The following is an 11631-nucleotide window of genomic DNA, read 5'->3' on the forward strand; positions in this document are numbered from 1 at the left end:
CGCCGGGCCGCGCCGTCCACGCACCGTTCGGCACGTGGACGGCGCGGGACGTCATGCGGCGTTCGGGACCATGCCGTGCGGGTCGATCACGTACTTCTTCGCCGCGCCCTGGTCGAACTCGGCGTAGGCCTGCGGCGCCTGGTCCAGCGGGATGGTCGTGGCGTTGACCGCCTTCGCGATCTGCACCTTGTCGTGCAGGATCGCCATCATCAGCTGGCGGTTGTAGCGCATGACCGGGCACTGACCGGTGGTGAAGGAGATCGACTTCGCCCAGCCGGTGCCCAGGGACAGCGACAGCGCGCCGACCTTGGCCGCCTCGTCGATGCCGCCGGGGTCGCCGGTGACGTAGAGCCCGGGGATGCCGATCGCGCCGCCGGCGGCGGTGATCTCCATCAGCGAGTTCAGCACCGTGGCCGGGGCCTCCTTGCCCGCGCCCTCACCGTGGCCGCGGGCCTCGAAGCCCACCGCGTCGACGGCGGCGTCGACCTCGGGGACGCCCAGGATCTGCTCGATCTGGTCCTGCGGGGCGCCCTTGGACACGTCGACGGTCTCGCAGCCGAAGCTGCGGGCCTGGGCCAGCCGGTCCTCGTTGAGGTCGGAGACGATGACGACGGCGGCACCGAGCAGCTGCGCACCGACCGCCGCGGCCAGCCCGACGGGGCCGGCACCGGCGATGTACACCGTCGACCCGGGCTTGACGCCCGCGGTGACCGCACCGTGGAAGCCGGTCGGGAAGATGTCCGACAGCATCGTCAGGTCCAGCACCTTGGCCAGCGCCTGGTCCCGGTCGGGGAACTTCAGCAGGTTCCAGTCGGCGTAGGGCACCGTGACGTACTCGGCCTGCCCGCCGACCCAGCCGCCCATGTCCACGTAGCCGTAGGCGGCGCCGGGACGGGCGGGGTTCACGTTCAGGCAGATGCCGGTCTTGCCCTCCTTGCAGTTGCGACAGCGCCCGCAGGCGATGTTGAACGGCACGGAGCAGATGTCGCCGACCTCGATGAACTCGACGTCCGGGCCCTTCTCGACGACCTCGCCGAGGATCTCGTGGCCCAGCACCAGGTTCGGCGGTGCGGTGGTGCGGCCGCGGACCATGTGCTGGTCGCTGCCGCAGATGTTGGTCGTGACCACCTTGAGGATCACGCCGTGGTTGAGCTTACGACCCACGTTCGCCGGGTTCACACCCGGGCCGTCCAGCAGTTCCAGCTTGGGGTAGTCGGTCTCGTGGACCTCGACCTTGCCGGGCTCGATGTACGCAACGCCTCTGTTGCCAGCCATCGGGGAGCTCCTCTGTCCTGGGAACGCCGCCGGGCCGGGGAACTCACCCGGCGGTGCATGCGCCGGAGGGCATGTGACCCGAGTGTGCTCCCGATCACCCGGCGCCGCGCCCCCGGCCGACCTGTGAGTTCAGGCCGGCAGCAGCAGGGTCGCGTAGAGGGTCAGGCCGGGGCCGAAGGCCAGCGCCACGACCGGGCCGTCGACGTCGCCGAGCTCCTCCAGCACGAGCAGCACGGTGGCCGACGAGCAGTTGCCGTGCTCGGCAAGCACCGTCCGCGAGGCGCTCATCTCCTCCTCGGCCAGCCCCAGGGTGTCCCGGACGACGTCGAGGATCCGCGGCCCACCGGGGTGCACGGCCCAGCCGGCGACGTCCTCGATGCGCAGACCGGCGGTGGCCAGCAGCTCCTCCACCACGCCGCCGACGTGCCGGCCGAGGACGTCGGGCACCCGCGGCGACAGCCCCATGAGGAAGCCCAGGTCGGTGACGTCCCAGGTCATGTGGTCGGCGGTGGCGAAGTCGGTGCGGGCGACCGTCGCGGCGATCCGGCGGCCGCGCCCGGCACCGGGCTCGACGACCACGGCGGCGGAGGCGTCGCTGAACAGCGAGTGCGTGACGACCTGCTCGAGCTCGGGCAGGGCCGGCTGCACGTGCAGGCTGGTCAGCTCCAGGCACAGCAGCACCGCGGGGCGGGACCGGGCCGCCACGTAGTCGCCCACCGCCCCCAGCCCCGGGAGCGCGGCGTAGCAGCCCATGTGCCCGACCATCAGCCGCTGCAGGTCCAGCGGCATGCCGAGGTCGCTGGCCAGCCGGATGTCCAGCCCGGGGGTCGCGTAGCCGGTGCAGGTGGCCACGGCGAACATCCCGACGTCGCCCGGGGCGAGACCGGCGGCGTCCAGGGCACCGGCGACGGACTGCTTGCCCAGCGGCACGGCCTCGGTGATGTAGCGCTCCATCCGGGCGCCGGTGCCCCACTGGGTGAGGTCCTCGTCGACCGGGTAGGCGACCGCGTGCCGGCTCTCGACGCCGGCGGCCATGAACACGCGCTCGGCGGCGCGCACGCCGGCGTACTGCTCGGCGAAGAACCCGTCCCACACGTCGCGCTGGGTGTACGTGGCCGGGAGCGCGTGCCCCGCGCCGGTGATCACCGCTCCGCTCATGCGCCGACCGTACGTGCGGTCCCGGCGGTGTGCCGCTCGGTCGTGCCCCGCTTGGTGCCGTAGCCGGCGAACAGGACCCCGCTGTAGGGCATCGCGCGCAGCCGGACGACGTCGCGCCGGCCGCGCCGCCACGCCACCAGGTCCCGCACCGACGGCCGCAGGCCCACCAGCCGCAGGTCCAGGCCCACGCGGGCGGCGGTGGCCAGCAGGTCGCCGCGGTCGACGAACAGCGCCGGGTCGTGGATGCCCGGTGGCGGGCCGCCGGGCAGCCGCTCGGCGACCCGCACCGCGACCAGCCCGGCCGTCCGGGTGGCGGCGATGGAGTCCAGGACGAGGACGCCGCCGGGCCGCAGCAGCCGCGCGCTCTCGGCGAGCACCTGCCCGGGGTCCTCGACGTGCTCCAGGACCTCCCCCGCGGTGACCACGTCGGCCACCCCGTCGGCCAGCGGCACCGCGAGCGCGGACCCCCGGACCACGGTCACCCCGTGGTCGCGGGCGGTGCGCAGCCCGGTCAGCCCGATGTCGACCCCGACGTGCCGGTAGCCCAGCCGCGCCACGTGCGGGGCCATGAGCCCGCCGCCGCAGGCCAGGTCGACCAGCAGCGCACCGGGCCGGGACGCCGGCGGGACGTGCCCGGCGCGGGAGGCCGCCAGCCAGTGCAGCATCGCGAAGGCGCCCTGGGGGTCCCACCACTGGTCGGCCAGCTCGTCGTACTGCGCCGGGTCGTTGAGCTGCACCGCCGCGACGCTACTTCTTCAGCGGGTCGTGGCCCCAGTTCATCAGGCTGTACCGCCACTTCGAGGTCTCGACGTCCTCGTGCTCGGGCTCCTGCGCCAGGTGCCGCTGCACGTAGCCGTGCACCTTGCGCATGTGCGCCAGGTCGTCGTCGGTGAGGTCGGCCTTCTTGGTGTGCAGCAGCTCGACGATCCGGCGTCCGGACTCGTGACCGGTGGACTCCGCGGCCCCGTCCTTCTTCTGGCCGACGGACTGCGACTCGTCCGTGCCCAGCCACTTCTCCAGCTCACCGGCGGTCATGTTCACCGCCTCGCCGAACTCGCGGCGGATCGTGTCGCTGTCGGCGTCCGCTCCGGACATGTCGGGCCTCCGTGTGTCAGGTCGTGGAGTCCCCGGGTACCGCGGTCGGGTGGTCGGGAAACGAGCGGCCGGGGCCGGCGCGGCGAGCACCCGCCGGTACGGCGAGCTCGTGCAGCGCACCGCCGAGCGCCGCGGCGAGACCCCGGACCAGGTGCTGGACCGCAACCTCTCCGAGCTGCTGCAGGAGCTGCGGGTCGCCTTCACCGGCGTGCAGCTGCTCTTCGCCTTCCTGCTGACGCTGCCGTTCCAGGCCAGGTTCGACCAGCTCGACGAGGTCGGGGTGGCCGTCTACACGGTCACCCTGCTGTCGACGGCGCTGGCCACGCTGACGCTCATCGCCCCGGTGTCCTTCCACCGGCTGGTGTTCCGGCGGCACCGGAAGGCCGCGCTGGTGGCCGTGGCCGACCGGCTGCTGCGCACCGGGCTGGCCCTGCTCCTGCTGGCCATCACCAGCGCCACCCTGCTGGTCCTCGACGTCGCGCTGGGCCGCCCGTCCGCGGTGGCCGGCGCCGTCGTCGTCGCGGCGTTCGGCGTCGTCCTCTGGTACGTCCTGCCCGTCAGCCAGCGACGGCGCGGCCCGGGCACCGAGCCCGCGGGGGACGAGGAGCCGCGCCCGTAGGCTCCGCGCCCGTGGTGATCAGCAGGAGGCACTCGTGTCCGTGACCGTGGTCGGCAGCCTCAACGAGGACGTCGTGGTGACCGTGGACCGCCTGCCCGGCCGCGGCGAGACCGTGATCGGCTCGGACGTCGCCGTGCTGCCCGGCGGCAAGGGCGCCAACCAGGCCGCCGCGGCGGGCCGGCTGGGCGCCGGCGTGCACATGGTCGGCCGGGTCGGGGCCGACCCCGCGGCCGGCCGGCAGCTGGCCGCACTCGCCGACGCCGGGGTGAACGTGGGCCGGGTGCAGCGCACCGACGGCGCCCCGACCGGGACGGCGACCATCCCGGTGGAGGCCACCGGTGGCGAGAACCTGATCGTGGTGGTGCCCGGGGCCAACGCCCGGCTCACCGCCGCCGACGTCGACGTCGAGTCGGTGCACCGGGCCGGGGTGCTGCTGCTGCAGCTGGAGGTCCCGCTGGCCACCGTGCTGGCCGCGGCCGCCGCGACCCGCGGCACCGTGGTGCTCAACCCCGCACCTCCCCAGGCGCTGCCCGACGACCTGCTCGCCCAGGTCGACGTCCTGGTGCCCAACGAGCACGAGCTGGTGCGCCTCGCCGGCGCCGAGCCCGCCGGGCGCAGCCCGGCCGAGCTGGCCGACCTGGCCCGCGGCCTGGCGCCGTCGGTGGTGGTCACCCTCGGCGAGCGGGGCGCGCTGGTGGTCCCGGGCGAGGGCCCGGCGCTGCTGCAGCCCCCACCGCCGGTGACGCCGGTCGACACCACCGGCGCCGGCGACTGCTTCTGCGGGGCGCTGAGCAGCGCGCTCGACCGGGGCCGACCACTGGCCGACGCCGTGCGCTACGCGGTCACCGCGGCCGCGCTGTCGACCACCGGGGCCGGCGCCCGCGGTGCACTGCCTGACGACGACGCGGTCCGCGCGCTGCTGCCCCGCACGCCGGCGGCCACCGCCGTCGGCTGAGGGCCACCGCCGGCCGCCGATGGTTGCCGGTCGACGGCGCGGGGCAGGAGGGCGGCATGACCGAGAGCACAGGACGCACCCCGCACTCCGAAGAGCCCGCCGAGGGTCAGCCGGCGTCCGACGACGTCGCCGAGACCGGACGCACGCCGCACGCGGGCCAGCCGGCCGAGGGCGCCGAGGCCGCCGCTGCCGAGGGCGTCGACCCCGACAGCCGCATCAGCGGCGCCTGAGGCTCACTGCTCCTCCGGAGGCGCCGCCGCACCGGGTGCGGCGGCGTCCGGAGCGGTGGGCTCGGCCGGCGCCGGCCGGTCGGGACGACGGCGCGGTGGGGCCGTCGGTGGCCGCACCGCGGGACCACCCGGCCGGAGCTGCCCGCGGCGCGTGACCCGCGCCGGCTCGACGGCACGTCCAGCGGCCGGTGCCGGGTCCGGATCGGGGCTGCTCACCACCCGACGGTCCCACGCCTCCGCCGCCGGGGCGAGGGCACGCTGCTCGTCCGGGCACTGCCGGTCCACCTGGCCGGTGTGGACGATTCGTGATAGACGTCTCATCACCCGGAGGGGTGCAGCCGCCCCGAGCGGTACCGCTCCCGGAGACGACCAGGGAAGGTGGACCCCATGCCCCAGGACCAGGACGACCGGACGGACCCGAAGACCACGAGCCGTCCCACGGAGGACGAGCAGCAGCCGACGGCGGGTGCGGTGTCCCGGATGCTGGCCAACCCCCGTCGCACGCGGCGCGCCTGACCCACCCGTCCCGGCCGCCCCAGGACCGCCGCCGGCACCCGTCGGCCGGCGTCCCGGGGCAGGTCGCCGGAGCGTCACACCCGCCCCACTGAACACCCGAAACCCCAGGTCATCCCACCTGTACCGGTGACGGCACGCAGTCGGTCCGACACGTCGGCGTGCCGCGAACCGCTCCGTCACGGGGTGCTGCACGATCGCCTGGTGACTGCCGCTGCACTGCCTCTGCACCTCACCGAGGACGCCGCCCCGGCCCGCCGCTCGCGCGCCGAGCGACAGGAGATCGTCCTGGACACCGCCGAGCGCCTGTTCTCCGCGCGCAGCTCGCGCAGCGTCGGGATGGACGAGCTCGTCCGGGAGACCGGGCTGGGCAAGATGACCGTCTACCGGCTCTTCCGGAGCAAGGACGAGCTGGTCGGCGCCTACCTCTCGCGCAAGGCCGCCACGGTGCTGTCCGAGATCGACGCCGAGCTGATCCGGCTGCAGGGCGACCCGCGTGCCGCGCTGCTGTCGGTGGTCGACGTCGTCGAGCGGGACGTCACCCGCGCCGGCTTCCGCGGCTGCCCGTTCACCAACGTCAGCAGCGAGTACGACGACCCGCAGCACCCGGCCCGCAGCGCCGCCGCCGACTACAAGTACGAGCTGCACATGCGGCTGCTCACGCTGGCCGGCGAGCTCGTCCCCGACTCCGCCGAGGACCTCGCCGCCGAGGTGCACCTGATCATCGACGGGATGCAGCTCTCCGGTGGGCTGCTCGGCCCCGACGGGCCTGCCTCGCACGGCCGCCGGCTCGCCGAGCGGCTCATCGACGCAGCCGTCGCCGGCCGCTGACGGACCGGCCCTCACCGGCCGACGGGGACGCCGTGCGGGACGGCGGCGCGGACCGCACGATGGGTCCGTGACCGACCGTTCCCGCCCCGACCTTCACGACGACGTCGTCTCCGCCCTCGGCAAGCTCTCGGAGTCCCTGGAGACCGTCGAGCAGGCCCGCGGTCTGCTCTACGGGTTCCACCAGCTCACCGGCAAGGCCGACCGGCTGCTGCAGGAGGCCGTCGAGGGCTTCCGCGCGACCGGGCAGACCGAGCTCGCCGACTCCCTCGAGCGCGACCTCGTCGGCCGCAACGTGATCGCCGACCGGTGGACCTTCCAGATCGTCGAGGACTTCGACGCCAGCTACTGGTCGGCCTTCCGCGAGGCCGACCAGCAGGCCCGCGACCAGCTGTCCGGCGGGGACCGGCACGTCCTCGAGGCACGGATGAAGCAGCGCGAGCGCACCGTCGGCCACCCCCGGCACGAGGCCGGTCCGGCGCTGGACTGACCGGCGGCGCATGGTCCGCCCCGTCCCCGGGCAAGGCCGGAGGACGACGTCGGCACTCGCTCGACCACTGGACTCCTGGAGGAGCGACATGACCGAAGGCAACGGCACCGGCTACGGCGAGGCCCTGGAGAGCGGCACCGGCCCGTCGGAGGAGAACCTGGTCGACGGTACCCCGGGCAACGACCGCCCCGACGGCGGTGAGCAGGACACCGTGCTGCTCACCGACGACGAGGCCCAGCGCGACGACGAGGTCACCCGTCCCGGCAACTCCTGAGCGCCCCGCCCGCCGCGGCTAGGCTCGCCGGGTGCTGCTGACCGCTGCCCCGACGGCCCTGGCCGAGGCGGAGTGGACCGCACGGGAGGCCGCGCACCAGGCGCGGATGGACACCTGGGTCGCGCCCCACCAGGAACGTCGCCGGACCGGCACCGCCCACCCGGTGCTGGACTTCCTCTTCACCTACTACTCCGAGACCCCGAACCGGCTGCGCCGCTGGCACCCCGGCGCCGGCACGGTGCTCCTCGGGGACGCCGCCCGCGAGCGGCTGGCCTGGCCGCTGTACGCCGAGGTCGACGGCCTGACCGCCGACGGCGACGCCGTCCGGGGTGTCGGTCTGGACCGGCCGGCGTTCCTGGCCAAGCGGCGGTCAGCGGCCGGCTGGGTCGAGGGCCTGCTGAGCGCCACCGCGGGCCGGGCCGGGCAGTTCGGGTGCTTCGGGATGCACGAGTGGGCGATGCTCTACCGCCCCGGGGACGGCGAGGTGCGCCACGAGCTGCCGCTGCGGCTGGGCCAGGCCGGCACCGACGCCGTGGTGGAGTCGCACAAGGTGCAGTGCAGCCACATCGACGCGTTCCGCTTCTTCACCCGGGCCGGCGTGCCGCGCAACACGCTGCAGCCCACCCGGGACACCCAGCAGCAGCTCGAGCAGCCCGGCTGCCTGCACGCCACCATGGACCTCTACAAGTGGGCCTACAAGCTCAGCCCGGCCACCCCGGCGAGCTGCTGGCCGACTGCTTCGCCCTCGCCGCCGACGTCCGTGAGCTGGACATGCGCGCCTCGCCCTACGACCTCAGCGGGCACGGGTACGCACCGGTCGCCGTCGAGACACCGGAGGGCAAGGCGACCTACGTCACCGCCCAGCGCGGCTTCGCCGCCCGCGGCGCGGTGCTCCGCGAGCGGCTGTTGGCCGTCGTCCGCGACCTGCTCGACGAGGGCTGAGGCCCTACGGTCGGGTGGGTGAGCACCGACCGCTGGCTGCACCTGGACGGCACCGCCAACACCCGTGACCTGGGCGGGCTGCCCACCACCGACGGCGGGACGACGGCGTTCGGCCGGGTGCTGCGCAGCGACGACCTGCAGGACCTGAGCGCTGCCGACGTCCGCCGGCTGGTCGAGGACACCGGGCTCACCGAGGTGCTCGACCTGCGCACCACGGCCGAGATCGTCATGGAGGGCCGCGGACCACTGCGGGAGGTCGCCGAGGTCACGCACCGGCACGTCGGGCTGCTGCCCGAGCGGGGGCTGCGCACCGACGTCTTCGCCGCCGAGCTCGACGAGGCGGAGGTGCGCGCGCAGCTGCCCGCCGGCTGGGGCGAGTCGGTGCTCCCGCGCCAGGTCGGGCCCGCCGACGAGGGCGAGCCCCCGGCCGTGCGCTCCTACCTCGGGTACCTCACCGACAGCCCCGACCAGGTGGTCGCCGCGCTGCGGTCGCTGGCGGCCGGGGGGCCGGGCGCGGTGGTGGTGCACTGCGCCGCGGGCAAGGACCGCACCGGGGTCGTCTGCGCACTGGCCCTGGCGGTCGCCGGCGTCGGGACCGAGGCGATCGTCGCCGACTACGCGCTCACCACGGAGGTCATCGACGCGGTCGTGGCCCGGCTGGCCGCCACCGCCACCTACGCCGAGGACATGGCCCGCCCCGTCGCCCACCACACCCCGCGGGCGGAGACGATGCGGCGGGTGCTGGAGCTGGTCGACCAGCGCTGGGGCGGCCCGCTGGGCTGGCTCGAGCAGCACGGCTTCGGCCCCGACGAGCAGTCGGCCCTGCGCGCCCGCCTCCGCTAGCCCCCGGACAGCAGAGGACCCCGGCTCCCTCAGGGAGTCCGGGGTCGCAGTGCGTACCTGTGCTCGCCCTCAGCGGAGGGCGACGGCGTTCAGCGCAGGATGTTGGTGAACTGGGTGCTGTTCGCGAGGGTCAGCAGCTCGTCGCGCATGGCGGGGCTGCTGGTGCGTGCGACGGCCTGGTCCAGGGCGCGGCGCGTACGCGACGCCTGCCGACGCTGACGCCAGCTGGAGGTCACGCTGCTCATGTCACTGCCTTCTTCCGGTGGTCCCGAGTGGTTGTTACGCCCACATTAAAGCAGGCGCGACGGCTTCTATTCCATCGGATCCAAGGGCGTGTCGCCGAAGCTTCCGACGGATCGTTCACCCGAAGGGAGGAGAAGCCGACGATCCGTCACCCGGCGTCCACCTCGGCAGCCTGCCGTCCACCCGCACGACCGACAGAGCCCCACCGGTCTCATCGACCGGTGGGGCTCGGGACTTGAGCGGTACGGCCGGCCCGTCGCGACGACGGGCCGGGGGTCAGCTGTCGGCCAGCGCCGTCCGGGCGGCCGTGCGCGCGGACTGGGGGTCGGCGGCGGCCAGCGCCACCTCGGCGGCGCGCTGGCAGGCGGCCAGGTCGACCGACGCCAGCCGCGCCCCGACGCCGGCGATCGAGCCGGCCGCACACGACAGGTACGAGACCCCCATCCCCACGAGCACGCAGGCCAGCAGCGGGTCGGCCGCCGCCTCGCCGCACACCCCGACGGGCTTGCCGGCCCGGACGCCGGCCGCCGCGGTCAGCTGCACCAGCGCCAGCAGGGCCGGCTGCCAGGGGTCGGTGAGGTCGGCCAGGTCGGCGGAGAGCCGGTCGGCGGCCAGGGTGTACTGCGAGAGGTCGTTGGTGCCGATCGACAGGAAGTCCAGGTGCTCGAGGAAGCGGTCGGCCAGGACCGCGACCGAGGGCACCTCGACCATCACCCCGGGGCTCATGCCGCGCTCGCGCGCCTGGGCGGCGAACTCGACCGCCTCGGCGACGGTGGCCACCATCGGGGCCATCACCCACGGGTCGGCACCGGTGGAGCGGGCCGCCTCGGCCACCGCGTCGAGCTGACGGGTGAGCAGCCCGGGGTCGCGCCGGGCGGTGCGCAGCCCGCGGACGCCGAGGGCCGGGTTGGCCTCGTTGGGCGGGGTGGCGAACGGCAGCGGCTTGTCCGACCCGGCGTCCAGCGTGCGCATCACGACCTTGCCGCCGGGGAAGGCGGCGAACACGCCCTTGTAGATCTCGGTCTGCTCCTCCACCGAGGGCTCCTCGGTGCGCCCGAAGAAGGCCAGCTCGGTGCGCAGCAGGCCGACCCCCTCGGCGTGCGCGTCGGCCGCGGCCCGGGCACCGGCGCCGTCCTGCACGTTGGCCAGCACCTCCACCCGGTGCCCGTCACGGGTGGCGCCGGGGCCGCGGTAGTCGGCCAGCACGGTCGCGGCCTTGGCCGCGGTGTGCACCAGTGCCTTGGCGTGCCCCGGGTCGGGGTCCACGGTCACGGTGCCGTGCTCGCCGTCGACCAGCACGGTGGCCCCCTCGGGCACGTCGGAGAGCCCGCCCACGCCGACGACGCAGGGCAGGCCGAGCTGGCGGGCGATGATGGCGGTGTGACTGGTGGCCCCGCCCAGCCGGATGGCCAGACCGATGATCTTCGCCGGGTCGAGACCCGCGGTGTCGGCGGGGGCCAGGTCGTCGGCGAGCAGGATCGAGGGGGTGTCCGGCGCAGGGACGCCGGGCTCGCCCTGCCCGGTGAGCTGGGCGACGATCCGGTCGCGGACGTCACGGACGTCGGTGGCCCGCTCGGCCATGACACCGCCCAGGCTGCTGAACAGCGCCACGAACTGGTCGGCCGCGCCCACGGTGGCCACCTCGGCCGAGGCGCCGTCGGCGATGCGCTGCTCGACGGTGGACAGCAGGCCGCGGTCGCGCGCCAGCTGCGCGGTGGTGTTGAGCACCTCGGCACTGACCCCGGTGGCCGCCGAGGCCCGGGTCGCCAGCCGCTCGGCGACCGCGTCGGAGGCGGCGGCGAAGCGCTCCAGCTCGACGCCGCGCTCGCTCTCCGGGATCCACGGGCCGCGCGTCGCCGGCAGCGCCACCGACCCGACCGGCCGGACGACCGGGCCCATCGCCACTCCGGGGACCACCGGTGTCCCGGTCAGCACCACCGCGCCCCCGGGGGCCTCCGCGACGAACGGGGAGCCGGTCTGGCTGGACATGCCTTGCCTACCTGTCTGCCGACCCGAGGGCGGACATCGGGGCGAACGAGTCGCTTCGTAGCGGTCACGTGGCGGAGCTGCGCAGCGACGATGGTGCGCTCGTGACCAGGGTCACCACTCGTCCTTGACTTGTCAACTGATCCCACGTAGAACAACATGAACGCAGCTGCGTTCCCA

Annotated in this window: 15 protein-coding genes; 9 read left to right on the forward strand and 6 right to left on the reverse strand. The window is 74.8% G+C overall.

From position 1 onward, the window contains the following. Positions 1–51 precede the first annotated feature (51 nt). The 4 genes from fdhA to KUM42_RS08795 form a co-directional block, all read right to left on the reverse strand. A complete protein-coding gene (fdhA, locus tag KUM42_RS08780) occupies positions 52–1275 on the reverse strand; it encodes a formaldehyde dehydrogenase, glutathione-independent (RefSeq protein WP_237496378.1) in 1224 nt (407 codons plus the stop codon). Positions 1276–1404: 129 nt separating this feature from the next. Further along, complete coding sequence (locus KUM42_RS08785) at positions 1405–2433, reverse strand: type III polyketide synthase (protein WP_237496379.1); 1029 nt, start codon at positions 2431–2433, stop codon at positions 1405–1407. Beyond that, positions 2430–3170: a methyltransferase domain-containing protein gene (locus KUM42_RS08790; RefSeq protein WP_237496380.1), complete on the reverse strand. Its 741-nt coding sequence runs from the start codon at positions 3168–3170 to the stop codon at positions 2430–2432. The genes KUM42_RS08785 and KUM42_RS08790 overlap by 4 nt, the downstream gene beginning before the upstream one ends. A 10-nt stretch (positions 3171–3180) precedes the next feature. Next, a complete protein-coding gene (locus tag KUM42_RS08795; RefSeq protein WP_237496381.1) occupies positions 3181–3528 on the reverse strand; it encodes a DUF3140 domain-containing protein in 348 nt (115 codons plus the stop codon). 49 nt (positions 3529–3577) lie between these two features. Here KUM42_RS08795 and KUM42_RS08800 point away from each other — a divergent pair, with 49 nt between their 5' ends. The 9 genes from KUM42_RS08800 to KUM42_RS08835 all read left to right on the forward strand — a co-directional run bounded on the left by KUM42_RS08800 (position 3578) and on the right by KUM42_RS08835 (position 9222). Further along, positions 3578–4147 carry a DUF6328 family protein gene (locus tag KUM42_RS08800; RefSeq protein ID WP_237496382.1) on the forward strand — a complete coding sequence of 190 codons (570 nt, stop codon included), beginning with the start codon at positions 3578–3580 and terminating at the stop codon, positions 4145–4147. A 34-nt stretch (positions 4148–4181) separates the two neighbouring features. Beyond that, on the forward strand, positions 4182–5102 hold the full coding sequence (locus tag KUM42_RS08805) for a ribokinase (RefSeq protein WP_237496383.1): 921 nt from the start codon (positions 4182–4184) through the stop codon (positions 5100–5102). A 56-nt stretch (positions 5103–5158) separates the two neighbouring features. Continuing rightward, complete coding sequence (locus KUM42_RS08810) at positions 5159–5332, forward strand: hypothetical protein (protein ID WP_237496384.1); 174 nt, start codon at positions 5159–5161, stop codon at positions 5330–5332. Between the two features lie 387 nt (positions 5333–5719). Further along, on the forward strand, positions 5720–5848 hold the full coding sequence (locus tag KUM42_RS20125) for a hypothetical protein (RefSeq protein WP_255557567.1): 129 nt from the start codon (positions 5720–5722) through the stop codon (positions 5846–5848). Positions 5849–6049: 201 nt separating this feature from the next. After that, positions 6050–6676, forward strand: a complete 627-nt coding sequence (locus KUM42_RS08815; protein ID WP_237496385.1) for a TetR/AcrR family transcriptional regulator — start codon at positions 6050–6052, stop codon at positions 6674–6676. 67 nt (positions 6677–6743) lie between these two features. Beyond that, the gene (locus KUM42_RS08820) at positions 6744–7163 is read left to right on the forward strand and encodes a hypothetical protein (protein ID WP_237496386.1); all 420 of its coding nucleotides are present in this window, start codon (positions 6744–6746) and stop codon (positions 7161–7163) included. An 88-nt stretch (positions 7164–7251) separates the two neighbouring features. Continuing rightward, positions 7252–7437: a hypothetical protein gene (locus KUM42_RS08825; protein ID WP_237496387.1), complete on the forward strand. Its 186-nt coding sequence runs from the start codon at positions 7252–7254 to the stop codon at positions 7435–7437. 31 nt (positions 7438–7468) lie between these two features. Continuing rightward, positions 7469–8401, forward strand: a complete 933-nt coding sequence (locus KUM42_RS08830; protein ID WP_237496388.1) for a 3-methyladenine DNA glycosylase — start codon at positions 7469–7471, stop codon at positions 8399–8401. Then, positions 8398–9222 carry a tyrosine-protein phosphatase gene (locus KUM42_RS08835; protein WP_237496389.1) on the forward strand — a complete coding sequence of 275 codons (825 nt, stop codon included), beginning with the start codon at positions 8398–8400 and terminating at the stop codon, positions 9220–9222. The genes KUM42_RS08830 and KUM42_RS08835 overlap by 4 nt, the downstream gene beginning before the upstream one ends. An 89-nt stretch (positions 9223–9311) precedes the next feature. Here the strand turns inward: KUM42_RS08835 and KUM42_RS08840 are convergent, their stop codons facing one another. Both KUM42_RS08840 and KUM42_RS08845 read right to left on the reverse strand, forming a co-directional pair. After that, positions 9312–9467, reverse strand: a complete 156-nt coding sequence (locus KUM42_RS08840) for a hypothetical protein (protein WP_237496390.1) — start codon at positions 9465–9467, stop codon at positions 9312–9314. A gap of 274 nt (positions 9468–9741) precedes the next feature. Next, a complete protein-coding gene (locus KUM42_RS08845) occupies positions 9742–11454 on the reverse strand; it encodes a phosphoenolpyruvate--protein phosphotransferase (RefSeq protein WP_237496391.1) in 1713 nt (570 codons plus the stop codon). Between the last annotated feature and the right edge of the window lie 177 nt (positions 11455–11631).

The organism is Modestobacter sp. L9-4 (assembly GCF_019112525.1).
Lineage (GTDB): Bacteria > Actinomycetota > Actinomycetes > Mycobacteriales > Geodermatophilaceae > Modestobacter.

Bases quoted from the DNA above. Each gene is read 5' to 3' on its own strand.
- KUM42_RS08795 (WP_237496381.1), bottom strand. From the start codon at position 3,528: ATGTCCGGAGCGGACGCCGACAGCGACACGATCCGCCGCGAGTTCGGC.
- KUM42_RS08845 (WP_237496391.1), bottom strand. From the start codon at position 11,454: ATGTCCAGCCAGACCGGCTCCCCGTTCGTCGCGGAGGCCCCCGGGGGC.
- KUM42_RS08840 (WP_237496390.1), bottom strand. From the start codon at position 9,467: ATGAGCAGCGTGACCTCCAGCTGGCGTCAGCGTCGGCAGGCGTCGCGT.
- KUM42_RS08825 (WP_237496387.1), top strand. From the start codon at position 7,252: ATGACCGAAGGCAACGGCACCGGCTACGGCGAGGCCCTGGAGAGCGGC.
- KUM42_RS08810 (WP_237496384.1), top strand. From the start codon at position 5,159: ATGACCGAGAGCACAGGACGCACCCCGCACTCCGAAGAGCCCGCCGAG.
- KUM42_RS08785 (WP_237496379.1), bottom strand. From the start codon at position 2,433: ATGAGCGGAGCGGTGATCACCGGCGCGGGGCACGCGCTCCCGGCCACG.
- KUM42_RS20125 (WP_255557567.1), top strand. From the start codon at position 5,720: ATGCCCCAGGACCAGGACGACCGGACGGACCCGAAGACCACGAGCCGT.
- fdhA (WP_237496378.1), bottom strand. From the start codon at position 1,275: ATGGCTGGCAACAGAGGCGTTGCGTACATCGAGCCCGGCAAGGTCGAG.